The sequence below is a fragment of the Microbulbifer litoralis genome (assembly GCF_023634065.1).
Lineage (GTDB): Bacteria > Pseudomonadota > Gammaproteobacteria > Pseudomonadales > Cellvibrionaceae > Microbulbifer > Microbulbifer litoralis.
Window position 1 is genome coordinate 14,022 of sequence record NZ_JALKCV010000006.1, and the last position, 26,460, is coordinate 40,481.

Genomic DNA, 26,460 nt, shown 5'->3' on the forward strand with positions numbered 1-26,460 from the left:
CTCAGGCGGCGGCCAGTGCCGCCAGTACCAGCAGCCACAGGCAGCAGGCAAAGCCCGCAAACCAGCACAGTGTGCGGGCGCTGGCCCAGTCTTTCAGGTAGCAGACACCGTACAGTACCCTCGCGGCGATAAACGCGAGCGACAGGCCGGCCAGCCAGTGGCCGCCGACACCGGCGGCAATCGCCGCAAAGACACCGGCGAGAAACCCCGGCAGTGCCTCGAAACTGTTGCGCTGCGCCCAGTCCGCGCGGCGCGACAGGCCCGACTGTTTTTCCAGGAATTCCCGCGGCGCCCGGTTGTTGTAGCGCTCGCTGGCGGTGGCCTTGGCAATGGCCGCAAACCCCGGCGGCATCAGCACCGCCACCAGCAGACACCAGAATGCAACGGCCATGACAGGCTCTCCATTTTGATATGATTGCCGCCAGCTTAGCCGCACCGCCGAGTGTGCGGCAAAACCCTTTGTTCCAGCCGGAGTGATTATTCCCATGAGCAGCAGCCTTCACCGCGGCGCCTACCCCCACACCCGCCTGCGCCGCCTGCGCGCCAACGACTTCTCCCGCCGCCTGGTGCGCGAGAACCGCCTGACCAGCGACGACCTGATACTGCCGCTGTTCGCAATCGAGGGCCGCGGCGAGACGCAGAAGGTCGCCTCCATGCCCGGTGTCGAGCGGCTGACCGTGGACCTGCTGGCGGACAAGGCCAGGGCACTGGTCGAGCTGGGCATCCCGGCGGTGGCGCTGTTTCCGGTGGTGGATCCGTCGGCAAAATCCGACGACGCCCGCGCCGCCTACGACGCCGACGGCCTGGCACAGCGCGCCGTGCGCGAGTTGAAAAACGCCGCGCCGGAGCTGGGTGTGATCACCGATGTGGCCCTGGATCCGTTCACCAGCCACGGTCAGGACGGCCTGATGGACGACAGCGGTTACATCGTCAACGACGACACGGTCGAGGTACTGGTGCAACAGGCGCTGTCCCACGCCGCCGCCGGCGCCGATGTGGTGGCACCGTCCGACATGATGGACGGCCGTATCGGCGCCATCCGCGAGGCGCTGGAACGGGAGAACCTCATCAACACCCGGATCATGTCCTACGCCGCCAAGTACGCCTCCGCCTACTACGGCCCGTTCCGGGATGCGGTGGGCTCCGCCGGCAACCTCAAGGGCGGCAGCAAGGCCAGCTACCAGATGGACCCGGCCAACGGCGACGAGGCGCTGCACGAGTGCGCACTGGATCTGCAGGAAGGTGCGGATATGATCATGGTCAAGCCGGGCATGCCCTACCTGGACGTGGTGCGCAGAGTGAAGGACGAACTGCGCGTGCCCACCTTCGCCTACCAGGTCAGCGGCGAGTACGCGATGCACTGCGCCGCGTTCGAGAACGGCTGGCTGGACCGCGAGGCGGTCATCATGGAATCCCTGCTCGGTTTCAAGCGCGCCGGTGCCGACGGTATTCTGACCTACTTTGCCGAGGACGCCGCACGGCTCCTGCGCAGCTCCTGACCCCGACAAGGCGCGGTAGCCGGATCTACCGCGCCGCCACTCCCCCGCGCTATAGTGATCCGCAAAAGATCCACCGTTCTGCTGCCCCGCGTTTTCCCGAACTGCGCTCACCCGATTCCCCCGGACCCATATTGAACGCCGCCACCAAAGTGGGACGAAGCCGGCCCCCGCTTCCGACAAGATCGGCGTAGCCGGCCGCGGGTCGGGGTTTTCGATGAGGGAGAAACCGATAATGAGAAAAATACTGATCGCAATACTGACCGCCCTGGGCCTCGCGTCGACGACCGCGGCCGCCGGCGATTTCCTGCGCACCGAGGGCACACAGATTGTCGACGGCGCCGGCAAACCGGTCATCCTGCGCGGCATGGGCCTCGGCGGCTGGATGCTGCAGGAGGGCTATATGCTGCAGTTGGGGGAATTCGGCCAGCAGCATGTGATCCGCGGGAAGATCGAGGCGCTGATAGGTCCGCAAAAAACCGGGGAATTCTACCGCGCCTGGCGCGCCAACCACGTGCGCGAGGCCGATATCAAAGCCATGGCGGACTGGGGCTACAACTCGGTGCGCCTGCCGATGCACTACAACCTGTTCACCCTGCCGGTGGAACGGGAACCGGTGCCCGGGGAACAGACCTGGCTGGAGACCGGCTTCGCGCTGACCGACCAGTTGCTGGAATGGTGCGAGAAATACGGCCTCTACCTGATCCTCGACCTGCACGCGGCGCCCGGCGGCCAGGGCAACGATTTCGCCATCTCCGATCGCGATCCGGACAGGCCCTCCCTGTGGCAGAGCGAGGCCAACCGCGAGAAGACCATCGCCCTGTGGCGCAAGCTGGCCGCGCGCTATAAAGACGAACCGAACATCGCCGCCTACGACCTGATCAACGAACCCAACTGGGGCTTTTCCGACGCCGGCGACCGCCACGGCTGCGACGAGCGATACAACTGGCCGCTGCGCCAGCTGTATCGCGATATCAGCGCGGCCATCCGCTCGGTGGACAGGAAGCACATGCTGATCATCGAGGGCAACTGCTGGGGCAACAACTACGCCAGCGTGCTGCCTCCGTGGGACGACAACCTGGTGATCAGCTTCCACAAATACTGGAACGAGAATACCCGCGACAGCATCGCCGGCGCACTGGCACTGCGCGACCGCTACGACGTGCCGCTGTGGCTGGGGGAATCCGGTGAAAACTCCAACGCCTGGTTCGCCGACGCCATCGAGCTGGTGGAAAGTGAGGGCATCGGCTGGGCCTTCTGGCCACTGAAAAAGATCGGCTTCAACAACCCGCTGGAGATACGCCCCAACCCCGGCTACCAGAAACTGCTCGATTACTGGAAAAACGGCGGCCCGAAACCCTCCGCGGAGGAGGCCTATACGGCGCTGATGCGGCTGGCACGCGAGGATATCCGCTTCGACAACAACCTGGTGCATCGCGATGTGGTGGACGCGATGCTGGACCAGCCCCACCGCGACGGCACCCTGCCGTTCCGCACGCACCGTATCGGCGCCGACGGCGGCCGGTTGCTGGCGGTGGACTACGACCTGGGCCGCCCCGGCAGCGCCTACGCCGACCGCGACACGGCCAACTACCACGTCACCACCGGCGGCCCGCGCGCGCCCTGGAACCGCGGGCACATCTACCGCAACGACGGTGTGGATATCGCCGCGCCGCAGCGGGACACACTGGTAGTGGAGATGCAAGCGGGCGAATGGCTGCAGTACACGCTGGCAGTGCGGGAAGCCGGGCGTTTCCGTGTCGAAGTCCGGCTGCCGCAACGGGATGAGGACACGGCCCTGTGGCTGCAGCTCGGCGAACGCCGCTATCCGCTGGCGCTCTCGGCGCGGGACGGCGGCGCACTGGGCATCGCGGAAGTGGAGCTGGAGGCGGGCGCGCAGGCAGTACGGCTCGGCCTCGAGCGCGGCACTGCCAGCCTGGAGCAGCTGCGCCTCGCGCCGCTCTGAATCAGAGCAGGCGGGCCCAGGCCCCCGGATCGGCGACGGCGACGAACGCCAGCCCGATCACCGCGCCCCAGAAATGCGCGTCGTGGTTGATGCGCCGGCTGCGGTCGCGGCCGGCGTAGTAGCTGTAGGCCAGGTACAGCAGGCCGAAGATCCAGGCCTGGATCGGGATCGGCAGGAACAGCAGGAAGAGTTCCGCCTGCGGGTAGTAGACGATAAACGCGAACACCACCGCGGAGATGGCGCCCGAGGCACCGACGCTGGCGTAGTCCGGATTCTGCCGCTCCTTGAACAGGGTCGGCAGGTGGCTGCCCACCAGGGCCAGGCCGTACAGCAGCGCAAAGGCAGGCGTGCCAATCTGCCGTTCCAGCGGCGGGCCGAACATCCACAGGCACCACATGTTGACCGCCAGGTGCAGCAGATTCCCGTGCACGAAGCCGCCCAGTACCAGCGAGCCCAGTTGCCGGCCGCGCCAGACGAGCCAGGGCCGGAAGGCACAGCGGGCCAGCAGCCCCGGCGCGGCGTAGAGCGCCACCAGGCTGAATGCGGTGGTCGCCACCAGCAGCACGCCGGTGGCCGAGGAGAAAAATCCGTTCACTGCCGCCCCCGCTCAACGGCCCCGTGTAGCGGGATCAGGGCCACTGGTCCTCTTCATCCGGCGGCCAGGGCTGGGCCTCTTCCACCGGCGCCCCTTCACCGCGGCTGCGGCGGAGCTCCTCGTTGCGACGCTGGCGTTCCTCGATGATGCGCCGCTCCTCTTCGGCCCGGCGCTCCTGCTCCAGGTAGCGCTGGTCGTCGCCCTGGGGCAGTTGCAGCGGTTCTTCCCCGGATTGCGGCGCCTGCTGCATCTCATCGTCGCGGCGCAGTTGCTCCTGCAACTGGCGTTCGCGCCGCTCCCGTTCCCGGCGTTGCTGTTCCTCTTTCGGGTCTATGCCCCAGCCGGGTGTCATCTCCTCCCGCGGCGCCGCCTCCCGCTGGTCGCGGTCATCGCCGAAGAAGTCCTTGAACCAGCGCCAGCGGTCGCGCCCGCGGCACTCGGGGGCCGGCTCCAGCTTGGTCTCGTAGGAAAAGGGCAGCTCGATACCGCCGCGACAGTACTCGGGATCCATGTACTGGCCGCGCTGGTTTACCGCCTTGAACTCGACCCCGCGCGGCGGCTGCACACGCCCGTGGCGATGCGGCAGCTGGCGCATGATCTCGGTCCAGATCTTGAGCGCGCCGGTGGCGCCGGTGAGGCTGGTGCGCTCGTTGTCGTCGCGCCCCAGCCAGACCACGGCGGTGACGCCGGGGGAGAAGCCGGCAAACCAGCTGTCGCGATAGTCGTTGGTGGTGCCGGTCTTGCCGGCGAAGGGCACACTGCCGGGCAGGCGCCGGTAGGCGCTCCTGCCGGTACCCTCGCGCATCACCTGTTCCATCGCGTAGCGCAACAGGTAGTCGGGCACGGCGTCGACGCCGCGGTTGCTGCGCGGGCGAAAAAACTGCACCTGTTCGCCCTCGGCATTGGCGACCGCCACCAGGGTGCGCAACTCCACGTTCTCGCCACCGTTGGCAATGGTCTGGAACATGCCGGACACCTCGAACGGCGTCAGCTCCACCGCACCCAACAGCATCGACGGCACCCGCGGCAGGTCCGCCTGCACACCCAGCCGACGGATGGTCTGGCGCACATTCTCCAGCCCCAGGTCCAGTCCCAGGCGCGCCGTGGCCAGGTTGTAGGATTTGACCAGGCCCATGTACAGCGGTATCTGGCCGTGGGCGCGCTTGTCGAAATTCTGCGGCATCCACACATCGCCGTTGTCACCCTCGATGCGGATGGGGGCATCCTCGATCGGCGTGGCCAGGTTGTAGTCGAACGGCCGTTCGAGCGCGGTCAGGTAGACCGCCGGCTTGATCAGCGAGCCGATCTGGCGGCGCGCCTCCAACGCGCGGTTGAAGCCGGGGTAGTGCGGGCGCCGGTCGCCGACCATGGCCAGCACATTGCCGGTGCCGTTTTCCACCACCACGGTGGCGGCCTGCAGTGAATCCTTCTGGATTCCCCGGTCCTGTTCCAGTTCAGCCGCGCCTTCGCTGATCGCGTCCTCGGCCAGCTTCTGCACCGATGGCGCCAGCGATGTGTAGACACGCAGGCCGGCGGTGCGCAATTCCTCGTAGGAGTAGTAGGGCCGCAGCTCTTCCAGCAGGCGCTCGGTAAAGGCCGGATAGGGATTCTGCGCCGACTCGCCGGCAGTGGCCACCCCCAGCGGTTTGGCCTGGTAGCTGTCCAGCTCATCGGTGGCGATCAGGCCCTGCTCCGCCATCAGTTCCAGCACCGTGTTGCGCCGCTCCAGGGCGCGCTCCGGGTTGCGCCAGGGGTTGTAATAGGAGGCACCCTTGGCCAGCCCCACCAGCAGCGCTATCTCCTGCGGCTCCAGCGTGTCCAGGGGCTTCTGGAAATAGAACTCGGACGCCAGGCCGAAACCGTAGATGGCGCGACTGCCCTGCTGCCCCAGCCAGACCTCGTTGATGTACTCCTGCAGGATGTAGCCCTTGTCGTAGTGCAGCTCCATCAGGATCGCCATCAGCGCCTCGTTGAACTTGCGCCACAGGCTGGGCTCGTGGTCGAAAAAGATGTTCTTGACCAGTTGCTGGGTGATGGTGGAACCGCCCTGGACCACATGTCCGGCCTTGATGTTGGCCACCATGGCGCGGGCGATGCCGCGGGGAGAGACGCCGAAGTGGCTCAGGAAGTCCTGGTCCTCCACCGCGATCAGGGTATTGGCCAGCAGCGGCGGGATATCGTCGAAGCGCACCGGGTTGCGGTCGTCGCCGCCGCCCAGCAGGGTGCCGATATTGGCGGCGTCGAGGCGGAATTTCTCGAGCCGCTCGCCGTTTTCGCCGCGCAGGTTACTGATCTCGTCGTTGCGCAGGCGGAATGAGACCCTGGCCGCCGGCTCGCGACCGTCCGGATGCACGAAGTCGCGGCGCCAGACCTGGTAGTCCATGCCCTCGCGGGTCCACTGGCCGGGCTCGCTCAGTTCGCCGTTCTCGCGGTAGTTGAGCGCCGTGAATTCGGCCGCCAGTTCATCCGGACGCATCACCATGCCGTTGCGCAGCACCAGCGGACGCGCGAAGACCCGCGCCGGCAGCTGGTACTGGCGGCTGTCGAGGCGTTCGCGCAGCTGTACGTCCAGGTAGACCATATAGCCGGCCAGCACCACACCGCCCAGCAGTGCGAGCAGGCCGAGGCGCACCATCCAGCGGTGCAGTCTTCCGGGTCTGGACGCTTTGGCGCGCCGGCTTTTCTTCGATGCCATATAACTGTTAAACCAGAGTTCTCATTCAACTATAGATAGGTAGGATGTCTTTGGCGCTCGGCGACTAGTCGCCAGTGCATAGTCGGGCCTTTATAAGGTCTGATGGCTCCCACCTCAAGCCGGCGGGCGCCTTGCACTTGTCCGGGGGGCGGCCATAATGCGCCCATTCCGGAACAACTGAAAAGGATCCCCATGCACCAGTACGATCTCTACGGTATCGGCGCGGCGCTGCTCGACACCGAAATCGAAGTCAGCGACAGCGACCTGCAGCGGCTCGGCGTCGACAAGGGTGTCATGACCCTGGTGGACGATCGGCGCCAGCGGCAGTTGGTCGGCAACCTGGAGGATCACCTGGTGACCGCCAAGCGGGCCTGCGGCGGCTCCGGCGCCAACACCGTCATTGCCGCCAGCTACTTCGGCCTGCGGACTTTCTACTCCTGCAAGGTGGCCGCGGACGAAAACGGCGACTTCTACCGCGCCGACCTGACCAGCGCCGGCGTCGACTACCCGTCCGCGCTGACACAGGCCGACGGCGGCATCACCGGCAAGTGCCTGGTGCTGGTCACGCCGGACGCCGAGCGCAGCATGAATACTTTCCTCGGCATCAGCGCGGAGCTGTCGGTGGCGGAGCTGGACCGCGAGGCGCTGGCCGCGTCCCGCTGGGCCTATATCGAGGGCTACTTGGTGTCCTCCCCCACCGGCCGCACTGCGGCCATCGCCCTGCGCGAGCAGGCCGAGGCCGCCGGCGTCAAAACCGCCCTGAGCCTATCCGACCCCGCGATGGTGCATCTGTTCCACGACGGCCTGCTGGAAATGATTGGCGACGGCGTCGACATGCTGTTCTGCAACCGCGACGAGGCGCTGCACTTTACCGATACGCAAACGATAGAAGATGCCGCCAGGGCACTGACCCGCTACTGCCGCAGCTTCGCCATCACCCTGGGCGCCGAGGGCGCACTGGTGTGGGATGGCGAGCAGCAGCACCGTGTGAGCGGCACCAAGGTGCACGCGATCGACACCAATGGCGCCGGCGATATGTTTGCGGGCGCTTTCCTGTACGGCATCAACCGGGAGCTGCCCTTTCCCGAGGCCGGCGAGCTGGCCTGTCGCGCTGCCGGCCAGGTGGTAAGCCAGTACGGGCCGCGGCTGCGGGCGGAACAGTACGAGGAACTGCTGGCACCGGTGGTGTAGGGGGGCCTGATATTCACCCATTCTGGCTCGGGGGCACCTGAAGCTCAATTTCGTTAGCAGGCTTGGTGCAGGAGCCGAAAAGAACTATGAAGCCGATGCGAAGGAGCTGATACCGATGGCTGTTTGCCAGACCTTATGAGACATGGATGTCGATTAGAGCGTACAGGGATGTATTCACCGGGGGCGCCCAGCCCGTGTCTGGCAAACAGCCATCGGTAGCAGCGCCGCCACCTCGCTGGCTAACGGGAAACCAATGGCGGGCTTAGCAAGCAGGGCGAACACAAGATTCGCCCCTACGACCGGGCCTCGGGATGGCGCGGATCGCTGATCTCGGGCAGGCAGGCCGCTGCCGCAATCCCGAAGCCCTGGGCATAGTCCACCCCCATCCGCCGCAGCTTCTCGATCAGCTCCGGCGTCTCGACAAACTCGGCGATGGTGCTGATGCCCATCTGTTTGGCCAGGTGGTCGACGGTGCTGACCATGGCACTGTCGATTTCGTCCTCGAGCATATTGCGCACGAAGCTGCCGTCGATCTTCAGGTAGTCCACCGGCAGCTGGCGCAGGTAGGCCAGCGATGAGACGCCGCGGCCGAAGTCGTCCAGCGCGAAGCTGCAGCCGGCGGCGCGCAGTTTGTGGATAAAGATCAACGCCCGCTCCAGGTTGTCGATGGCGCTGGTCTCGGTGATCTCGAACTGCACTCGCGACGGCGCCACCCCGGCCTCGGTCAGTTCGCGCAACACGAAATCGGCAAACTGGTCGTCGCCGAGGCTGATGCCGGAGATATTGATCGCGTAGCTGAAGCCGGTCACACCCTCACGCTGCTCCAGCGCCATATAGGCCAGGATCCTCCGGATCACCCAGCGATCCACCTCCTCGATCAGGCCATAGCGCTCCGCCGCCGGCAGGAACAAGCCGGGCGAGATCACGCCGCCATCGCGACCGCGCATACGCACCAACACCTCGTAGTGGTGTACCCGCAAACCGTCCTGCAGGGCCACCACCGGCTGGCGGTACAGCAGGAACCGGTCCTCGCGCAGCGCCGCGTGTATCTCTGCCACCCAGGTAGTCTCGCGGCGCTTCTCCAGCACCTTGCGCGAATCGCTGAACAGCTTTACCCGGTTGCGCCCCTGGTCCCGTGCCGCGCAGCAGGCATCGTTGGCGGAAGCCAGCAACTGGCCCGCGGGTGGCGAGTGGCAATCGACGGTCACCGCACCGATGGAGACGGCCACGCGATTCTCGTTTTCCTCCCACAGGAAGGAAAAGCCTTTCACGGCCTCCCGCAGGCGCGTCACCACGCGTCGCGCCTCCTCCACCGTGCAGTTGCGCAGCAGCATCGCGAACTCGTCGCTGCCCACGCGCGCAAACAGGTCCGCGGTCGAGAGACAGCGCTGCAGCAACTGCACCAGCTGTACCAGCAGCTGGTCGCCGGCGGCGTAGCCGAGCGTGTCGTTGACCACCTTGAACTGGTAGACGTCCAGGTACAGCAGCACATGGTGGTGGCGCCGGTCGACGCAGGCCGACAGGGTGTTCTGCAATTCGTTCTCGAAATACTGGCGGTTGGGCAGGCGCGTGAGGCTGTCGTGGCTGGTCTGCCAACTGAGGCGGGAGGAGATCCGGCGGGCGGCGGAAGTGTCCCGCAGCACCAGCACGAAGTTCGTCAGCGTCGCGCCGTCGCGCACTGCGATGACCTGCGCAGTGATATCGACCGACCGCTCGCCATCCCGGCGGATACAGGCACTGAATTCCCGCATAGCGGGCAACTCTGCCATTTGCTCGCCAGTCGGCAACAGGGGCTCGAGGGGCTGGCCGTCGCGGTCGAGGAGCTGCAGGTTGTCGTTGAGGGATTGCCCCGGCAACAGGCCCACCAGGTCTCCGGTAAGCTCGCTTACCAGCGGATTGCTGTAGGTGACCCGGCCGCGGGCATCGGTGACGATGACGCCGTCGGCCACTTCGCCCAGGGCGACCTCGGCGGCCCGCAGACTGAGTTCCGCAGCGGGCATCAGCCCGTCCTCGACCTGTGCCAGCAGGCCGAGATACTCGACGGATTTCGGATCGTACTCAGTCAAAGCTGCAAGCTCGCGTCTTATCTGGTTTTGCGCGTCGTTTGCAGGGGACTATAGGCGCTCGCGCCACACCCCGCCGACAGCACTGCGAATTCGCCAACTCCATCACACAAACCCGCCTGTTCACATCCAGTGAGCGCTCCCTGCCCGCCCTGCCTGCCAAATCAGGTACAAAGTTGCCTATTCAGCGGTTGGCGCGCAAGAAGTTTTTCAGCTTCTCGTCCTCGAAGGCGCGTTGCAGTGTTGCGCTGAGCAGACCGTTGATACGCGTCTCCACCTCCGCGCGGTCGGGTTTGATCAGGCTGCGGTCCTTGCCGCTGGAGCGGTAGTTGCCGTAGTAGGTGGCGCCGCCGATCCTGACCTCCAGCTGCACCTCGGCCTCGGTGTCAACCTTGGTGGTGTAGATCTTGTCCGGACTGTCGTAGCGCAGGCCGGTCAGGTTGGCGACCACCTGGACGTCCGCGGAACTGCCGGCGGGGCGGAAGTTCCAGCTGGCAAAACCGTCGCCCAGCGTCTGTGCGATGGCATTCTCCACATTGTTCCCCAGTTGCACCTGGTCGTCGCTGGCGTAGACACCGCCGAGGGAACCCAGGCCGCCGCCGGGCAATTTGTTGACCCCGCGCACATTGATCGTGCGGCCGGCGCCGATATCCGCCGGCGCCACCTCCACCTGCGGGCGCACCTGGATCTGGATCGGGCTGTGGGCGCAGGCCGCCAGGGTACAGGCGCCCAGGAATAACAGCAGTTTTTTCATCGAATTCTCCCCCTGATCGATTGGGCAGTTGTAATACAAGGTTTTGTTCTCGAGACACGCGGCTCGGGGAATGGTCCCCAGGCCCTTCGTTGCCAACCGGCATCGAAAGTTCAGCCGTGGTGGTGCGCGCCCCCCGGCGCTGCCCGCAGGCTGCGCACCGGCACCCGGATATCGATGGCGTCGCCACTGGCAAAATGCAGGCGCAGCGGCAGGCTGTCGCCGGCGCGCAGCTCCACGCCGCGCAGCATCAGGTGCACGCCGCCCGGCGCCATCTGCACCTCGCCGCCGGCGGGCACCGACAGCATGTCCAGCGGGCGCATGCGGCTGACACCGTCGCGCTCTTCGGTGGTGTGCAGGTCCGCGGAGGCACCCGACCGCCCCGGCAGTTCCACCCGCACCAACTGGCGCCTCTCCTGCGCGCCGTTTTGCAGCGTCAGGTAGGCCGCGCTCATGGCGGCGCCGGGCAGGGTTTCCCGCGCATAGCCGTCGATTTGCAGCGTCGCCTCCGACGCGGCGGCGGATACGCTCAGCAACAAAGCCGACAACAGGCCACAGAGTCGTTTCACGCGCTATCTCCCGTGTTTATTGTTGTGTCTGAAGGATCAGCTGCGGCGGGCCGCCGACGCGAATATTGGCGCGTACCCGGTAGTCGCTCACCGCCTCCCTGAGCTGCTGGTAGATCCAGCGTCCCTCGGCGTCACTGCGGGCGATGATCACCACCCGCAGATCTTCCCGCTGGATGCGCCGTGCCGTCCGCTGCAGCAACTGGATCGCCGGCTCGGATTTCGCCGACAGGGCGCCGGCGGGCAGCGTGATCGTATCGCCCTGCGGCAGCCGGACCGAGGCGCGGCTGCGCTCGCGCACCAGTTGCGCGCGCACTTCCTCCACCAGCGCGTTGCCCGGTGCGAGTTGCTCGGCGCGGTTCAGGAAACTGTTTACCTGGCCGAAGGAGCGGCGGCGCAGCGCGTCCCGGGCGCGCCCCACAAGGTCGATGACGATGGTCTGGATACCGGCGGCGGCGCGGCTGTTGCCCGGGTCCAGCTGCCGGACCCGCAGGTAGTAGTCGTAGGCGCTGGCACCGGCGGGCTGGGTCAGGTAGCCCCGCGCCTGGGCCGCTTCCGCCCGCTGCAGGAAAAACTCGACGTTGCGCCGGCGGATCTCCTCCGGCGAGGGCCCGGCGGGCTTCTCGGGTTCCGGCAGCGGCACCGCCCGCGGCGGCGGTACCGGCGGCGTGGTGACACAGCCGCCCAGCCACAGGGCGGTGAACAAACAGATCCAACGGCTGCAGGAAGCGCCTATCGAGGACAAGACCCATCTCCCACTGTTGTTTTTTTGCACCGCGCGCCCGGCTATACTGCCGACGCAGCGGTCGTCGCTGAACCGCTGCAGACTGCAACAGTCAGACAACTGACTATAAAGAATTTTTACTCCCATGGCTGTGATGACCGACATTTTCCGCAAAAATTTCCTCACACTGCTGGCGATACTGTTGCTGCCGGTCTCGCAGATGCTGTCGATGCCGGCCGGCGCCCAGAGCAGCTTCGGCAGTGAGTCCCCCGTCGCGGTGCAGGACGAGTTCCTGCCCGTGGACCGGGCCTACCAACAGGATTTCCTGTTCGATGGCGACGGCATCTCCGCCATTTTCCAGATAGCGCCGGAGTACTACCTCTATCGCGACAAGCTGGCCCTCTACCGCATTGATGGGACTGAAAAGACCGAACTGCCACTGACCCTGCCCGAGGGCGAGGTCATCTGGGACGACTACTTCGAGAAGGAGACCGAGGTCTACCGGCTGCAACTGGAAATCCCCGTCGCCGTGCAAGCGGACGGGCCGCTGCAGCTGGAAATGCACTACCAGGGCTGCGCCGATGCCGGTCTCTGCTACCCTCCGCAGGTGCGCCAGTTCCGGCTGGATCCGACCCGCGGCAGCGTCGCGCCAATGGAGGCTTCGACGCCGGCCGCCCCCCTCCCGGGTTCCGGCGGCAGCACCGCCAACGGCACCGATATGGCCCTGCCTCTCGCCCTGCTGCTGGCCTTTGCCGGCGGCCTGCTGCTGAACCTGATGCCCTGCGTGTTCCCGGTGCTGTCGATCAAGGTGCTGGCCATCAGCCAGGGGGCGCAAAGCCCGCACCGGCGCCACGCCCACGGCTGGGTCTACGGCGCCGGCGTGGTGTCGAGCTTCGTACTCATCGCGGCGCTGATGCTGGCGCTGCGGGCGGGTGGCGAGGCCGTCGGCTGGGGTTTCCAGCTGCAGTCGCCGATACTGGTCGCGTCGCTGGCCTACCTGTTCTTCGCCATGGGCCTGAGCCTGTCCGGCGTCACCGAGTTCGGCGGCAGCCTGATGGGCGTTGGCGGCGGGCTGGGTGCGCAACACGGCCTGCGCGGTTCCTTTGCCACCGGCGTGCTGGCGACGGTGGTGGCCAGCCCCTGCACGGCCCCGCTGATGGGCTCGGCACTCGGCTTTGCGGTAACGCAACCCGCCGCCGTTGCCCTGTCCGTGTTCGCGGCACTGGGCGCCGGCATGGCCGCCCCCTTCCTGCTGCTGACCTACATTCCGGCACTGGCCGAGCGACTGCCGCGGCCGGGCCCCTGGATGGACCGGCTGAAGCAACTGCTGGCCTTCCCCATGTACCTGACCGCGGTGTGGCTGCTGTGGGTACTGGGCCGGCAGACCGGCAGCGACGGCGTGGCACTGGTGCTGGCCGGCGCCGTCGCCATCGCCTTCGCGCTGTGGCTGTGGCCCCGACCCGACTGGCGCTGGGGCAAGGGCGGCGCAGCACTGGCGGCGCTGCTGCTGGCGGCACTGCTGTTGCCGCGGCTGGCACCGCTGCAGCAGTCCGCCGGCATCGGCAGCGGTTACTGGCAACCCTACTCGCCGGAGCTGCTGGACAGCGGCCGCAGCGAGGGGCGCCCGATACTGGTCAATATGACCGCCGCCTGGTGCATCACCTGCCTGGCCAACGAAAAAGCGGTCCTGTCGAGCGACGAGATTGCCGACGCCGTCGAGCAGCTGGATGTGATCGCGCTGAAGGGCGACTGGACCAACCAGGACCCGCAGATCAGCGAGCTGCTGGCCCGTTACGGCCGCACCAGCGTGCCGCTCTACCTGCTCTACCCCGCCGGCGGCGGCGACGCGCAGATACTGCCCCAGGTGCTGACCCGGGACGGCCTGCTGGCGGCGCTGCGGGCCGCCGCCGGAAACGGGGCCATCACTGCGACGGGCGATGCCGGCCCCTGACGGCCTTTATAGCCAGATTGGCCGGCAAACAGGCCACCCTCTTCAGCCATCTTGCGCCAAAGATCGCGGAAAACACCCTGAAGTTCCGCTAACGTCAAGAAACCTGGAATCCAGCATGGACAAGGGGTCACTTTTGCGGCACACTCGCTGAAAATTCGGCCAGAAGGCCGTAAAACTGGCGGAAGCCTGCAAGTTAGCCGACTTTCGTCAGGTTTTTGTGACCGTTTCGCGCTTTTTCTTCAGGGCAAGCTATGGCGAACATTCTTCTGCTGCACGGGCCCAATCTCAACCTGCTCGGCAGCCGCGAGCCTGAAATCTATGGCGCCACCACCCTGGCGCAGATCGACGACGCCGCGCGCAGCCAGTGCGAGGCCGCCGGCCATCGACTGCAGACACTGCAGAGCAACAGCGAGGCCACACTGATCGACCGCATCCAGGCGGCGCCCGGCGAGGGCATCAATTTTATCGTCATCAACCCCGCCGCCTTTACCCACACCAGTGTGGCCCTGCGCGACGCCCTGGCGGCGGTCGCCATCCCCTTTATCGAGTTGCACCTGTCCAACCCCCACGCGCGGGAGGAATTCAGGCGCCACTCCTATTTTTCCGACCTGGCCCGGGGGGTCGTGTGCGGCTTCGGCGCACACAGCTACACCCTGGCCATCGAGGCCGCCATGCAGCAGTTGAGCCTGGCGCCATCCCCCCATTGAACGACCAGACACAGAGAGCGAAGTACTATGGATATCCGCAAGATAAAGAAACTGATTGAACTGCTCGAAGAATCGGATATCGGCGAGCTGGAGATCAAGGAAGGCGAGGAATCGGTACGCATCAGCCGCGGCACCAGCGGCGCGGCCCAGCACGCGGCGCCGGTCATGGCCGCACCGATGCAGGCGCCGGCCCCCGCCCCGGCCCCGGCGCCAGCTGCACCGGCCCCCGCCGCCGAGCCCGCCGAATCCGAATCGGTGCCGGCGCTGACCGGCCACCCGATCAAGTCGCCGATGGTGGGCACTTTCTACGCCGCCTCCAGCCCCGGCGCCGACCCCTTCGTAAAAGTGGGCCAGCAGGTCAAGGCCGGCGACGTGGTCTGCATCGTCGAGGCGATGAAGATGATGAACCAGATCGAGGCCGACAAGGCCGGCACCATCGACCAGATCCTGGTGGAAGACGGCCAGCCGGTGGAGTTCGACCAGCCGCTCGTGACCATCGTCTGAGCGGGGGTGACTTATGTTTGACAAGATACTGATCGCCAACCGCGGCGAAATCGCCCTGCGCGTGCTGCGCGCCTGCAAGGAGATGGGCATCGCCACCGTCGCCGTGCACTCGCAGGTGGACCGCGACCTGAAACACGTGCGCCTGGCGGACGAGGCCGTCTGCATCGGCCCCAACCCGTCGCCGCAGAGCTACCTGAATATCCCCGCGATCGTCTCCGCGATGGAGATCACCGATTCGGTGGCGGTGCACCCCGGCTACGGCTTCCTGTCCGAGAACGCCAATTTCGCCGAGCAGGTGCAGAAGAGCGGCTTCACCTTTATCGGCCCGGACGCCGACACCATCCGCCTGATGGGCGACAAGGTGTCTGCAATCAGGGCGATGAAGAAGGCCGGCGTGCCCACGGTACCGGGCTCCAACGGCCCGTTGCCGGAGAATGGCGAACGCTGCCTGGAGATCGCCCGCGAAATCGGCTTCCCGGTGATCATCAAGGCCGCCTCCGGCGGCGGCGGGCGCGGCATGCGCGTGGTGCACACCGAAGCGGCCCTGCTGAACGCCATCTCGGTGACCAGGTCCGAGGCCGGCGCGGCCTTCGGCGACAGCACCGTGTACATGGAAAAATTCCTGCAGAACCCCCGCCACGTGGAGGTGCAGGTAATGTCCGACGGCCAGGGCAACGCCATCCACCTGGGCGACCGCGACTGCTCCCTGCAGCGCCGCCACCAGAAGGTACTCGAGGAAGCGCCCGCGCCGGGTATTCCCGACGATGTGCGCCGCGGTGTGCAGGAGTCCTGTGTACAGGCCTGTATCGAAATCGGTTACCGCGGCGCCGGGACCTTCGAGTTCCTGTACGAAGACGAGCGCTTCTACTTTATTGAGATGAATACCCGCATCCAGGTGGAACACCCGGTCACCGAGATGGTCACCGGTGTCGACCTGATCAAGGAGCAGATCCGCGTCTGCTCCGGCGAGAAGCTGTCGCTGAAGCAGGAAGATATCGTGATCCGCGGCCACGCCTTCGAGTGCCGCATCAACGCCGAGGACCCGAAGACCTTTTTCCCCTCCCCGGGTAAGGTCAACAATTTCCACACCCCCGGCGGCCTGGGCGTGCGCGTGGACTCGCACCTCTATTCCGGCTACACGGTACCGCCCAACTACGACTCGATGATCGCCAAGGTGATCACCCACGCCGAGGACCGCAAGGCCGCCCTGGCGCGCATGCGGGTAGCGCTGTCGGAACTGATCGTCGACGGCATCAAGACCAATATCCCGCTGCAGGAACAACTGGTGCGGGACGAGGCCTTTGCCGAGGGCGGGGTGAATATTCACTATCTTGAGAAGAAGCTGGGGCTGTAAGGTCGGGACTCGGGACTCGGGACTCGAAAAGAATACCGAATTCCGATGCGTGGGCCCTGATGCCGCAAGCTGTTTGCGGCACCTTATGAGACAGGGATGTCGATTAGAGCGTTCAGGGATGGATTCACAGCGTGTCCCGCAAACAGCTTGCGGCAGCAGGGCCGACCCCGAATCTTCTTACATCTGCCCTCCCGGGAAACCCGCTGCCCCCATCGCGGCCATGGGCCGCTCCCGGTCGGGCCGCTCCCGGCCGGACCGCTCCCGGCCGGACCGCTCCTACACACAGACCAACAACCACCGACCACCCCTATGCCCTGGCTCCAACTCCGAGTAGACACCAACCGCGAGCACGCGGACAAAATCGAGGATGCGCTGCTGTTCGCCGGCGCCGTGTCCGTGACCATGCAGGACAACGCCGACCAGCCGATCCTGGAACCCGGCCTGGGCGAGACGCCGCTCTGGGACCAGACCCGCGTCACCGGCCTGTTCGACGCCGAGGTCGATACCGCCGTGACCGAGGCCAAGGCCGCCTCCTTCCTGTGCGAGCTGCTGCCCAATACCCGCTGGGAACAGCTGGAAGACAAGGACTGGGAGCGCGAGTGGATGAGCCACTACAAGCCCATCCAGTGCGCAGACAACCTGTGGATCTGCCCCAGCTGGTGCGAACCGCCGGACCCTCAGGCGGTCAACCTGCTGCTGGATCCGGGCCTGGCCTTCGGCACCGGCACCCACCCCACCACCTTCCTGTGCCTGCAGTGGCTCGCGGGCGAGGACCTGGCCGGCAAGAGCGCGATCGATTTTGGCTGCGGCTCCGGCATCCTCGGCATCGGCGCCCTGCTGCTCGGCGCCGGGCGCGCCCTGGGTACCGATATCGATCCCCAGGCACTGATCGCCAGCCGCGACAACGCCGCCCGCAACGGCCTGGAGCCGGAGCGCTTCCCGGTCTACCTGCCGGAAAAACTGCCGCGGGAACCCGCGGACGTGATGCTGGCCAACATCCTCGCCGGCCCGCTGGTGGAACTGGCTCCGCAGCTGACCGGGCTGACCAGGCTCGGCGGCCGTATCTGCCTGTCCGGCATCCTCGCCTCCCAGGCGGACACCGTGAAAGCCGCCTACAGGGAGTGGATCGATTTCGATGAGGACGGCCGGCGCGAGGAGTGGGTGCGCCTGAGTGGCACCCGTGTACGCTAGGGGCAAATCTTGAATTCGCCCCTAGGGCCACCTCGTTAGACGGTTCCGTGGCGGTGCTGCTCCCGGCAGCAGGGCCGCCCCTAAGCTAACTTACTGGCACTCTCCTGAAAGGTTCGCCCCCACCCGGCCTGCTGATACACTTGGCGCCCCGATAAAAATTACGCAATCCGATGTCGCAACTGGTTACCCGCTGCCCCCACTGCAGCACCTCTTTCCATGTCAACGAGCAGCAGCTGCGCGCGGCCCGCGGCGCCGTGCGCTGTGGCTCCTGCCTGCAGGTATTCCGCGCCGACGAGAATATCGTCTTTACCGAGAGCGACCCCAAGGCCGGCCGGGATCTCGAGGCCCTGCTGGAAGACGATGATTTCCTGATCCACGACGATATCGACCTGGACGGCGACGGCAGCGCACCGGCGCCGCCCACCATGCCCGTTGAAGACGCAAGCGATGCCGCCCAGAAGAGTGAAATACAGCGAGACGAACCGCTGATCGGCGAGGCTTTCGGCGACCAGCAGTGGCGCGAGATCAGCACCGGGACACCGGCAGACGGAGAACCGGACGACGATATCGATGCGCTGCTACCGGACCCGGACGAAGATCCCTGGGCCAACGAATCACCGGATCCGCCGCCCCGGCGCGAACCCGCCCCCTCGACACCGTGGGACGACGAACCGCCCCGGGACGAGATGTCCGAGCGGCTGCAGCAGATTGAAACCCGCGCCGCTGCCGCACGCGACGACGGTGGAGAGATTTCGCCACAACGCGAGCGCGATCACCTGATCAGCGCCATTGAGCCGGCGCCGGTGGAAATGTCCTGGCAGCCAAAGGTGGACCGGCGCATCCCCGGCTGGCTGTGGACACTGCTGGCCCTGGTGCTGCTGGCGGGCCTGGCGGCGCAGGTGGCCTACTACCGTTTCGACAGCCTGGGCAAGCAGCAACCCTGGCGCCAGCTCTACGCTGTGGCCTGCCCGGCCCTTGGTTGCGAGCTGCCGCCGCTGGTGGACCTGCAGGCGATCCGCGCATCCAACCTGGTGGTGCGCAGCCATCCGGAACTGGCCGGCGCGCTGGTGGTGGACGCGGTACTGCTGAATACCGCCCCCTTCCCCCAGTCTTTCCCCAGCCTGCAGCTCAGCTTCACCGACCTGAAGAACCGGCCGGTCGCCAGCCGCCGATTCGCCCCGCGGGACTATCTGCGGGGCGAGCTGGCCGGCAGCCGGCAGATGCCCAGCGGCAGCCCGGTGCATATCGCCATCGAGATTGTCGACCCGGGCAGCGAGGCGGTGAACTACGAACTGCACATAGTGAATTAGCGCTCACATACTCAACGGCAAGAGGCGCCGTAAGGCGTTTAAATCCGCAAAAACTGCGCAATCGGCACACTAAACGCGCACTCGACAACCAATTTGCGCGCTTTTTCGCTTTTCCAACGCCGGGGCAACCGCTATCATAGGCGGCTCTTTTTACGGAGCAGGAGCGCCGCGGCGCCCGCCGACAACCCACCGGAGTGACTGTGTCCATTGCCATTGGCCCCTACATTATCGGCACCCCGGTAATTCTGGCGCCGATGGCCGGTGTGACCGACCGCCCCTTCCGCCAATTGTGCCGGCGCCAGGGCGCGGGCCTGGTAGTGTCGGAGATGGTGACTTCGGACACGCGCCTGTGGAACAGCCGCAAGTCGCGGCTGCGCCTCGACCACGGCGGCGAGGCGGAACCCATCTCCGTGCAGATCGCCGGCGGCGACCCCGCAATGATGGCGGAGGCCGCGCGCGAGAATGAGCGTCGTGGCGCGCAGATCATTGATATCAATATGGGCTGCCCGGCGAAGAAGGTCTGCAGGAAAGCGGCGGGGTCGGCCCTGTTGCGGGACGAGAAACTGGTCGCGGAGATTCTGGAAGCCGTGGTCCGGTCCGTCTCAGTTCCCGTGACCCTGAAAATCCGCACTGGCTGGTGCACGGATTCTCGCAACGGGGTCACGGTGGCCAAAATGGCTCAAGACATCGGCATTTCAGCCCTGGCCGTACACGGGCGCACCCGCGCCTGCGGGTATCGCGGTCAGGCCGAATTCGATACCATTGCCGATATTGCATCCAGGGTGAAAATTCCGGTTTTCGCCAATGGTGACATCGCCAGTGCACAGCGGGCCCGGGAGGTGCTCGACTACACAGGCGCCGCTGCAGTGATGATTGGCCGTGCAGCACAGGGACGGCCATGGATATTTCGGGAGATTGGGCACTTCCTCGCCACGGGGGAGATGCTTCCGGAACCCGCACTGGAAGAAGTCAGGGATATTTTGCTCGCCCACCTGGGCGAATTGCACCGTTTCTACGGTGAATTGATGGGGGTCCGTATCGCCCGCAAGCATGTGGGCTGGTACCTGAAGACACTCGCGGGGAGCGAGTCCTTTCGCAAGACCTTTTTCCAATTAGAAAGCGCAGAAGCACAACATGCCAGCGTTCACGAGTGGTTTGAACGCCGAATAACGAGAGGGGCACAAGCGGCATGAATAATGAAGCACTGATTCCGGATGCCGGCAACGAAGAGGTATCCACAGGGGGGCAGACGCAACTGGCGCAGCCGCAGCAGCAGTCACTGCGCGATGCGGTCGAGCAGGCGATGGAGAATTACTTCCGTCACCTGGATGGCCAGATGGTTACCGACGTCTACGACATGGTGCTGTCCGAGATCGAGGCGCCGATGTTGGAAGTGGTCATGAAGTACACCCGCCACAACCAGACCCGCGCCGCACAGCTGCTGGGCCTGAACCGCGGCACCCTGCGCAAGAAGCTGAAGCGTTACGGGTTGCTGTAAGCACTCGGGACCAATACATAGAGAGATACCAAGCCGCGCATCGCGCGGCTTTTGTGTTTCGGGTCAGATGCCTTAAGTGGGTCCGGGGCGGCCCTGCTACCGGGAGCTGTTTGCGGGACACGCCGTGAATACGTCCCTGTAGGCTTGTCGGCGAGGTCCCTCTCGCCAACAGTCCCGCAAACAGCTCCCGGTAGCAGGGCCTTTGCATCGAATTTCGATATTCTTTTCGAGTCCCGAGTCCCGAGTCCCGAGTCCCGAGTCCCGAGTCCCGAGTCCCGAGTCCCGAACACAAGATTACCCAACCAACACTAAACTCCAACCTACCTAAAACTGGAACGGACCCCCAATGACCGACCAAACTCCCATCCGCCGCGCGCTGATCAGCGTTTCGGACAAAAGCGGCATTGTCGATTTTGCCCGCGCCCTCTCCGAACTGGGCGTAGAAATCCTGTCCACCGGCGGCACTCACCGCCAGATCAAAGAGGCCGGCATCCCGGTGGTGGAAGTCTCCGACTACACCGGTTTCCCGGAGATGATGGATGGGCGCGTAAAGACCCTGCACCCGAAAGTCCACGGCGGAATCCTCGGCCGTCGCGGTACCGACGACAGCGTCATGTCGGAGCACGGCATCACGCCGATCGATATGGTGGTGGTCAACCTCTATCCCTTTGCCCAGACCGTCGCCAGGCCCGACTGCACACTGGAAGAGGCGATCGAGAATATTGATATCGGCGGCCCGACCATGGTCCGGGCCGCGGCCAAGAACCATAAGGATGTAGCCATCGTCGTCAACGCCGGCGACTATGACGGCATCGTCGAAGAGATGAAGGCCAATAACGGCGCCCTGAGTCACGACAGCCGCTTCGACCTCGCAGTGAAAGCATTCGAGCATACCGCCGGCTACGACGGTGCTATCGCCAATTACCTGGGCTCCATCTCCGCAGACGGCGAAAAGCAGGCTTTCCCGCGCACTTTCAACTCTCAGTTCGAGAAGAAGCTGGACCTGCGCTACGGCGAGAATCCGCATCAGAAAAGTGCCTTCTACGTCGAGCCGAATGCGGCCGAAGCCAGCATCGCCACCGCCGAGCAGTTCCAGGGCAAAGCGCTTTCCTACAACAATATCGCCGACACCGACGCGGCACTGGAATGCGTAAAGAGCTTCGACGAGCCCGCCTGTGTGATCGTCAAGCACGCCAATCCCTGTGGTGTGGGTATCGCTGCGGATATCCACCGGGCCTACGACCTGGCCTTCGAGACCGACAGCGAGTCCGCCTTCGGCGGCATCATCGCCTTCAACCGCGAGCTGGACGGCGAAACCGCAAAAGCCATCGTCGCGCGCCAGTTTGTCGAGGTGATCATCGCGCCGTCCGTGTCCGAGGAAGCAAAAGCGGCCGTGGCCGAGAAGAAGAACGTACGCCTGCTGGCCTGCGGCCACTGGGGCGCGCAGCGCATTCCGGGGCTGGACTACAAGCGCGTCAACGGCGGCCTGCTGGTGCAGGATCGCGATGACGGTCTCATCACCGAGGGCGACCTGAAAGTGGTGACCAAGCGCCAGCCCTCTGAAGAGGAAATCCGCGACCTGCTGTTCACCTGGAAGGTGGCGAAATTCGTCAAGTCCAACGCCATCGTCTATGGCAAGGACGGCCGCACCGTCGGTGTCGGCGCCGGCCAGATGAGCCGCGTCAATTCCGCCCGTATCGCCGCCATCAAGGCAGAGCATGCGGGTCTGGAGGTGAAGGGCTCGGTCATGGCGTCCGACGCCTTCTTCCCCTTCCGCGACGGTATCGACAACGCCGCCAGGGTGGGCGTGCGCGCGGTAATCCAGCCGGGCGGCTCCATGCGCGACGAGGAAACCATCGCCGCCGCGGACGAGCACGATATGGCCATGGTCTTCACCGGCATGCGCCATTTCCGCCACTAACGGGCATCATTGATCATAAACTGGTCACAAAAGCCGGCGCACAATGGGCCGGCTTTTTTCTTGTCCGGTGGGCAATCGGGCTAGAATAGGCCTCCAACAGGAAACCACCGGCCGACTCAGGGGGATTTAGAGAATGAATGTATTGGTAATCGGCGCAGGCGGCCGCGAGCACGCCCTGGCCTGGAAAGCGGCCCAGAACCCCGCCGTCGACACCGTGTTCGTGGCGCCGGGCAATGCCGGCACCGCGCGCGAACCCAAACTGAAAAATGTCGCCATCGGCGTCGACAACTTCTCCGCGCTGACGGATTTCGCCGAGGAGAACGGCGTCGAACTGACCATTGTCGGTCCCGAGGCGCCGCTGGTGGACGGCATCGTCGATTTCTTCAACAGCCGCGGCCTGGCCATTTTCGGCCCCAGCAAGGCGGCGGCCCAGCTCGAGGGCTCCAAGGCCTTCACCAAGGACTTCCTCGAGCGCCACCGGATCCCCACGGCCGACTACCGCAATTTCACCGAGGTGGAGCCGGCGCTGGCATATATCCGCGAGAAGGGCGCGCCCATCGTGGTCAAGGCCGACGGCCTGGCTGCCGGCAAGGGTGTGATCGTGGCCGAAACCGAACAGCAGGCGGAACTGGCGGTGCGCGATATGCTGTCCGGCAACGCCTTCGGCGACGCCGGCTGCCGCGTGGTGATCGAGGAGTTCCTGACCGGCGAGGAAGCCAGCTTTATCGTTATGGTGGACGGTGAGCATATCCTGCCGATGGCCACCAGCCAGGACCACAAGCGCGTCGGCGACGGCGACACCGGCCCGAATACCGGCGGCATGGGTGCCTATTCACCGGCACCGGTGGTTACCGACGACGTCTACCAGCGCATCATGGCCGAGGTGATCGAGCCCACGGTGAAGGGCCTGGCCTCCGAGGGCATGCCCTACACCGGCTTTCTCTACGCCGGTCTGATGATCAATGCCGACGGCGCCCCCAAGGTGATCGAGTACAACTGCCGCTTCGGCGATCCGGAGACCCAGCCGATCCTGATGCGCCTCAAGTCCGACCTGGTGGAACTGTGCCAGGCCGCGGTGGAGAAGCGCCTGGACGAGACGAGTGTCGAGTGGGATTCGCGCCCGGCGCTGGGCGTGGTGCTGGCCTCCAATGGCTACCCCGGCAGTTATCGCAAGGGCGACGCCATTTCCGGGCTGGACAGTGCCGACAGCGACAATGCCAAGGTCTTCCACGCCGGCACCGCCCTGGACGGCGAGCGGGTGGTGACCAGCGGCGGGCGCGTGCTCTGCGCCACTGCACTGGGCGACACCGTGGCCGAGGCCCAGGCCAATGCCTATCGGGCCGCCAAGGGCATCTACTGGGACGGCGTCTTCTTCCGCAAGGACATCGGCTACCGCGCCATCGAGCGCGAGGAAGCGGCCACCAGCTGAATCGGCGCAGGGTGCGCTGTGCGCACCCTGCATCGGAATATCTTCAGGTCTCAAGCGGTGAAAGGAACAACTTGTGAGTGAACGCAAACTGACCGGTATCGATCGCCTGCTGCTGCAGGCGGACCGCGCCCTGCGCACACTGAGCCCCGGAACACCCTGCCACGGGCGCCAGTCACCAGCCGGTGCCGAGCCGGAGGCCGAGCTGAGCGATGCGGAGCGACGCCACGCGGCGGGACTGATGCGCGTGAATCACAGTGGCGAGGTGTGCGCCCAGGCCCTCTACCAGGGCCAGGCGCTGACCGCCAGGTTGCCGGAGGTGCGCGGCGAGATGGAAAAAGCCGCGGACGAGGAGATCGATCACCTGGCCTGGTGCGAACAGCGGCTGGCGGAACTGGACAGCCGCCCCAGTCTGCTCAACCCGCTCTGGTACGGCCTGTCCTTTGGCCTCGGCGCCGCCGCCGGCAAGGTTGGCGACCGCGTCAGCCTGGGCTTTGTCGCCGCTACCGAGGAGCAGGTGTGCAAACACCTGGAGAGCCACCTGCAGCAACTGCCGGCACAGGACCGCAGGAGCCGCGCGGTGGTGGAGCAGATGCGGATCGATGAGGAGGAGCACGGCCACGCGGCGCTGGAAGCCGGCGGCGCGCGCTTCCCGGCCCCGGTCAAGGGCCTGATGACGCTGGTGTCCAGGGCGATGACGGCGGCCAGCTATAAAGTCTGATCACACTTCCTCGATGCGGTAGCTGTGCGCTATCTCCACGCCGGCGTTCTTCAGCATGATGGACGCCGAGCAGTACTTGTCCGCCGACAACTCCACCGCCCGCTTCACCTGGCTCTCCTTGATATTGCGGCCGCGCACGACAAACGCCATCTCGATACGGGTAAAAGGCGCCGGGGTAGCATCCGGGCGCTCGCCGTTCAGTTCGCAGTGACAGGAGAGGACGTCCTGGCGCGCCTTCTGCAGGATGCTGACCACGTCGTAGGAAGCGCAGCCGCCCACTCCCAGCAGGATCATCTCCATCGGGCGGATGCCGTTGTTCTTGCGCCCACCTTCCATTACCACCGAATTACCGCTGCCGGCCTCGCCGACAAACGTCAGCTCGTCTACCCAGGTCACTTTGCCCTGCATGATCCAACTCCTTCAGAATACGAGGGCGCGAAGCTTACCACATCCACCGGCGCCGCCCGCTTCGCCGGCTTTTCCGGTATAGTGGTTCCGGCCCTGTCACAAAAAGACAACACTTCGATCACAGAATCGGGGGCGGTTGCCACTGAACCCCGCAGCCGCTATAAGGTCTCACTGTGCTGCTGTAAGCTGGGTGGCTATCCGGGGCTCACGCCGGGCGCCAATGCGCGCGAAACAGCAGACTCTGGCAGGGCAATAGTGTTCCAGGTCACACTGCGAGCGTTTCCCGGGCCCGACCACTGTTGGGGACAGGCTTTTAGCGCCATAATTCAGCTGTTGTGCTGTGGCGCCTTCCGGTCGGGATCAGGCACACAAGTCAAAAATTATAAGGAGTAGGTCCGTGACGGTTGCTACCGAAGAACCCATGTCTATCGGCAATATCGAAGATTTTCTCGCTCACTGCCACCGGCGTCGCTACCCGGCCAAGAGCACCATCATCTACGCGGGCGACCGCTGCGAGTCACTCTACTTCATCATGCGGGGCTCGGTGACCGTGCTGATCGAGGACGACGAGGGCCGCGAAATGATCGTCGCCTACCTGAACGACGGTGATTTCTTCGGTGAAATGGGTCTGTTCGACCAGGACACCCGCAGCGCCTGGGTGCGCACCAAGACCGAGTGCGAGGTCGCGGAGATCTCCTACAGCAAGTTCCAGGAGCTGACCCGGCAACACCCGGAATTCCTGTTCGCCCTGGCCACACAGATGGCCGGCCGCCTGCGTAACACCACCCGCAAGGTGGGCGACCTGGCCTTCCTCGACGTCACCGGCCGCGTGGCCCGCACCCTGCTGGACCTGTGCAACGAACCGGACGCGATGACCCACCCGGAAGGGATGCAGATCAAGATCACCCGCCAGGAAATCGGCCGCATCGTCGGCTGCTCGCGGGAGATGGTCGGCCGGGTACTGAAGACCCTCGAGGAGCAGGGGCTGGTATCGGTGAAGGGCAAGACGATGGTGGTTTACGGCACGCGCTGATTGAACGGTCAGAGGCCTGTAACCAGTGAAGGGCGAACGTTAGTTCGCCCTTTTTGATTGGGGCTCCTTCAGCTGGTGTTGTTAGTTGCGGCGGTGGCGGCACTGCTACCGATAGCTGTTTGCCAGACACGCTGTAAATACATCCATGTACGCTCTAATCGGCATCCATGCCTCATAAGGTCTGGCAAACAGCTATCGGTATCAGCGCCTTCGCATCGACATTCGAATTCTATTTGGATAGTTGGAAAAGAACACCTAATTTGCTGCGAAGGCCCTGCTGCCACCCATTTGCTTAATGGCACCAGCCTGAAGTGCACAAAAACAAGGGCGAACACAGAGATGACACTGGGCGGTGCACACGGCGCGCCTTACCCGAGTCCCGAGTCCCG

23 protein-coding genes are annotated in these 26,460 nt (G+C 65.2%); 15 read left to right on the plus strand and 8 right to left on the minus strand.

The window, feature by feature from the left end:
* Position 1: 1 nt before the first annotated feature.
* Complete coding sequence (locus MWN76_RS10750) at positions 2-391, minus strand: MAPEG family protein (RefSeq protein ID WP_250461419.1); 390 nt, start codon at positions 389-391, stop codon at positions 2-4.
* A 94-nt stretch (positions 392-485) separates the two neighbouring features.
* On the opposite strand from MWN76_RS10750, the gene hemB reads away from it, so the two are divergent.
* Together hemB and MWN76_RS10760 are read left to right on the plus strand one after the other, a co-directional pair.
* Positions 486-1,499 carry a porphobilinogen synthase gene (gene hemB, locus MWN76_RS10755; protein ID WP_250461420.1) on the plus strand — a complete coding sequence of 338 codons (1,014 nt, stop codon included), beginning with the start codon at positions 486-488 and terminating at the stop codon, positions 1,497-1,499.
* 232 nt (positions 1,500-1,731) lie between these two features.
* A complete protein-coding gene (locus tag MWN76_RS10760; RefSeq protein ID WP_250461421.1) occupies positions 1,732-3,462 on the plus strand; it encodes a cellulase family glycosylhydrolase in 1,731 nt (576 codons plus the stop codon).
* Between the two features lies 1 nt (position 3,463).
* Here the strand turns inward: MWN76_RS10760 and MWN76_RS10765 are convergent, their stop codons facing one another.
* Both MWN76_RS10765 and mrcB read right to left on the minus strand, forming a co-directional pair.
* A complete protein-coding gene (locus tag MWN76_RS10765) occupies positions 3,464-4,057 on the minus strand; it encodes a rhomboid family intramembrane serine protease (protein ID WP_250461422.1) in 594 nt (197 codons plus the stop codon).
* A gap of 34 nt (positions 4,058-4,091) precedes the next feature.
* The gene (mrcB, locus tag MWN76_RS10770) at positions 4,092-6,752 is read right to left on the minus strand and encodes a penicillin-binding protein 1B (protein WP_250461423.1); all 2,661 of its coding nucleotides are present in this window, start codon (positions 6,750-6,752) and stop codon (positions 4,092-4,094) included.
* Between the two features lie 192 nt (positions 6,753-6,944).
* Between mrcB and MWN76_RS10775 the strand changes: the two genes are divergently transcribed.
* Positions 6,945-7,943, plus strand: a complete 999-nt coding sequence (locus MWN76_RS10775; protein WP_250461424.1) for an adenosine kinase — start codon at positions 6,945-6,947, stop codon at positions 7,941-7,943.
* A 293-nt stretch (positions 7,944-8,236) separates the two neighbouring features.
* On the opposite strand, the gene MWN76_RS10780 is transcribed toward MWN76_RS10775, so the two are convergent.
* From MWN76_RS10780 to MWN76_RS10795, 4 genes are all read right to left on the minus strand, one after another.
* Positions 8,237-10,009 (minus strand): EAL domain-containing protein, encoded by a 1,773-nt coding sequence (locus MWN76_RS10780; RefSeq protein WP_250461425.1) that lies wholly within the window; start codon positions 10,007-10,009, stop codon positions 8,237-8,239.
* Positions 10,010-10,190: 181 nt separating this feature from the next.
* Complete coding sequence (locus MWN76_RS10785; RefSeq protein WP_250461426.1) at positions 10,191-10,760, minus strand: YajG family lipoprotein; 570 nt, start codon at positions 10,758-10,760, stop codon at positions 10,191-10,193.
* A gap of 110 nt (positions 10,761-10,870) precedes the next feature.
* Positions 10,871-11,326 carry a copper chaperone PCu(A)C gene (locus MWN76_RS10790; RefSeq protein ID WP_250461427.1) on the minus strand — a complete coding sequence of 152 codons (456 nt, stop codon included), beginning with the start codon at positions 11,324-11,326 and terminating at the stop codon, positions 10,871-10,873.
* 16 nt (positions 11,327-11,342) lie between these two features.
* Entirely contained in the window at positions 11,343-12,029 is a 687-nt protein-coding gene (locus tag MWN76_RS10795) for an N-acetylglucosaminyltransferase (RefSeq protein WP_250461428.1), read from the minus strand.
* 163 nt (positions 12,030-12,192) lie between these two features.
* Here MWN76_RS10795 and MWN76_RS10800 point away from each other — a divergent pair, with 163 nt between their 5' ends.
* The 11 genes from MWN76_RS10800 to coq7 all read left to right on the plus strand — a co-directional run bounded on the left by MWN76_RS10800 (position 12,193) and on the right by coq7 (position 24,630).
* Entirely contained in the window at positions 12,193-13,998 is a 1,806-nt protein-coding gene (locus tag MWN76_RS10800) for a protein-disulfide reductase DsbD family protein (RefSeq protein WP_250461429.1), read from the plus strand.
* Between the two features lie 251 nt (positions 13,999-14,249).
* Positions 14,250-14,705: a type II 3-dehydroquinate dehydratase gene (aroQ, locus tag MWN76_RS10805; RefSeq protein WP_250461430.1), complete on the plus strand. Its 456-nt coding sequence runs from the start codon at positions 14,250-14,252 to the stop codon at positions 14,703-14,705.
* Between the two features lie 27 nt (positions 14,706-14,732).
* Positions 14,733-15,209 (plus strand): acetyl-CoA carboxylase biotin carboxyl carrier protein, encoded by a 477-nt coding sequence (gene accB / locus MWN76_RS10810; RefSeq protein WP_250461431.1) that lies wholly within the window; start codon positions 14,733-14,735, stop codon positions 15,207-15,209.
* Positions 15,210-15,222: 13 nt separating this feature from the next.
* Positions 15,223-16,563 (plus strand): acetyl-CoA carboxylase biotin carboxylase subunit, encoded by a 1,341-nt coding sequence (gene accC, locus MWN76_RS10815; RefSeq protein ID WP_250461432.1) that lies wholly within the window; start codon positions 15,223-15,225, stop codon positions 16,561-16,563.
* 309 nt (positions 16,564-16,872) lie between these two features.
* Positions 16,873-17,754, plus strand: a complete 882-nt coding sequence (gene prmA, locus MWN76_RS10820) for a 50S ribosomal protein L11 methyltransferase (RefSeq protein ID WP_250461433.1) — start codon at positions 16,873-16,875, stop codon at positions 17,752-17,754.
* Between the two features lie 170 nt (positions 17,755-17,924).
* Positions 17,925-19,064 (plus strand): DUF3426 domain-containing protein, encoded by a 1,140-nt coding sequence (locus MWN76_RS10825; protein WP_250461434.1) that lies wholly within the window; start codon positions 17,925-17,927, stop codon positions 19,062-19,064.
* Positions 19,065-19,264: 200 nt separating this feature from the next.
* The gene (gene dusB, locus MWN76_RS10830; protein ID WP_345780070.1) at positions 19,265-20,257 is read left to right on the plus strand and encodes a tRNA dihydrouridine synthase DusB; all 993 of its coding nucleotides are present in this window, start codon (positions 19,265-19,267) and stop codon (positions 20,255-20,257) included.
* A complete protein-coding gene (gene fis / locus MWN76_RS10835) occupies positions 20,254-20,562 on the plus strand; it encodes a DNA-binding transcriptional regulator Fis (RefSeq protein ID WP_250461435.1) in 309 nt (102 codons plus the stop codon). The genes dusB and fis overlap by 4 nt, the downstream gene beginning before the upstream one ends.
* Before the next feature lie 346 nt (positions 20,563-20,908).
* The gene (gene purH / locus MWN76_RS10840; protein WP_250461436.1) at positions 20,909-22,483 is read left to right on the plus strand and encodes a bifunctional phosphoribosylaminoimidazolecarboxamide formyltransferase/IMP cyclohydrolase; all 1,575 of its coding nucleotides are present in this window, start codon (positions 20,909-20,911) and stop codon (positions 22,481-22,483) included.
* 133 nt (positions 22,484-22,616) lie between these two features.
* The gene (purD, locus tag MWN76_RS10845; protein ID WP_250461437.1) at positions 22,617-23,912 is read left to right on the plus strand and encodes a phosphoribosylamine--glycine ligase; all 1,296 of its coding nucleotides are present in this window, start codon (positions 22,617-22,619) and stop codon (positions 23,910-23,912) included.
* 73 nt (positions 23,913-23,985) lie between these two features.
* Positions 23,986-24,630 carry a 2-polyprenyl-3-methyl-6-methoxy-1,4-benzoquinone monooxygenase gene (gene coq7, locus MWN76_RS10850; protein WP_250461438.1) on the plus strand — a complete coding sequence of 215 codons (645 nt, stop codon included), beginning with the start codon at positions 23,986-23,988 and terminating at the stop codon, positions 24,628-24,630.
* On the opposite strand, the gene MWN76_RS10855 is transcribed toward coq7, so the two are convergent.
* A complete protein-coding gene (locus MWN76_RS10855; RefSeq protein ID WP_250461439.1) occupies positions 24,631-25,038 on the minus strand; it encodes an OsmC family protein in 408 nt (135 codons plus the stop codon). It lies immediately after the preceding gene.
* 397 nt (positions 25,039-25,435) lie between these two features.
* Between MWN76_RS10855 and crp the strand changes: the two genes are divergently transcribed.
* On the plus strand, positions 25,436-26,071 hold the full coding sequence (gene crp / locus MWN76_RS10860; RefSeq protein WP_345780071.1) for a cAMP-activated global transcriptional regulator CRP: 636 nt from the start codon (positions 25,436-25,438) through the stop codon (positions 26,069-26,071).
* Positions 26,072-26,460: the final 389 nt, after the last annotated feature.

Excerpts from the sequence above, each read along its gene's own strand:
- MWN76_RS10750 (WP_250461419.1), bottom strand. The coding sequence starts at position 391 with ATGGCCGTTGCATTCTGGTGTCTGCTGGTGGCGGTGCTGATGCCGCCG.
- hemB (WP_250461420.1), top strand. The coding sequence starts at position 486 with ATGAGCAGCAGCCTTCACCGCGGCGCCTACCCCCACACCCGCCTGCGC.
- MWN76_RS10760 (WP_250461421.1), top strand. The coding sequence starts at position 1,732 with ATGAGAAAAATACTGATCGCAATACTGACCGCCCTGGGCCTCGCGTCG.
- mrcB (WP_250461423.1), bottom strand. The coding sequence starts at position 6,752 with ATGGCATCGAAGAAAAGCCGGCGCGCCAAAGCGTCCAGACCCGGAAGA.
- MWN76_RS10775 (WP_250461424.1), top strand. The coding sequence starts at position 6,945 with ATGCACCAGTACGATCTCTACGGTATCGGCGCGGCGCTGCTCGACACC.
- MWN76_RS10785 (WP_250461426.1), bottom strand. The coding sequence starts at position 10,760 with ATGAAAAAACTGCTGTTATTCCTGGGCGCCTGTACCCTGGCGGCCTGC.
- MWN76_RS10800 (WP_250461429.1), top strand. The coding sequence starts at position 12,193 with ATGGCTGTGATGACCGACATTTTCCGCAAAAATTTCCTCACACTGCTG.
- aroQ (WP_250461430.1), top strand. The coding sequence starts at position 14,250 with ATGGCGAACATTCTTCTGCTGCACGGGCCCAATCTCAACCTGCTCGGC.
- accB (WP_250461431.1), top strand. The coding sequence starts at position 14,733 with ATGGATATCCGCAAGATAAAGAAACTGATTGAACTGCTCGAAGAATCG.
- accC (WP_250461432.1), top strand. The coding sequence starts at position 15,223 with ATGTTTGACAAGATACTGATCGCCAACCGCGGCGAAATCGCCCTGCGC.
- prmA (WP_250461433.1), top strand. The coding sequence starts at position 16,873 with ATGCCCTGGCTCCAACTCCGAGTAGACACCAACCGCGAGCACGCGGAC.
- MWN76_RS10825 (WP_250461434.1), top strand. The coding sequence starts at position 17,925 with ATGTCGCAACTGGTTACCCGCTGCCCCCACTGCAGCACCTCTTTCCAT.
- fis (WP_250461435.1), top strand. The coding sequence starts at position 20,254 with ATGAATAATGAAGCACTGATTCCGGATGCCGGCAACGAAGAGGTATCC.
- purH (WP_250461436.1), top strand. The coding sequence starts at position 20,909 with ATGACCGACCAAACTCCCATCCGCCGCGCGCTGATCAGCGTTTCGGAC.
- purD (WP_250461437.1), top strand. The coding sequence starts at position 22,617 with ATGAATGTATTGGTAATCGGCGCAGGCGGCCGCGAGCACGCCCTGGCC.
- MWN76_RS10855 (WP_250461439.1), bottom strand. The coding sequence starts at position 25,038 with ATGCAGGGCAAAGTGACCTGGGTAGACGAGCTGACGTTTGTCGGCGAG.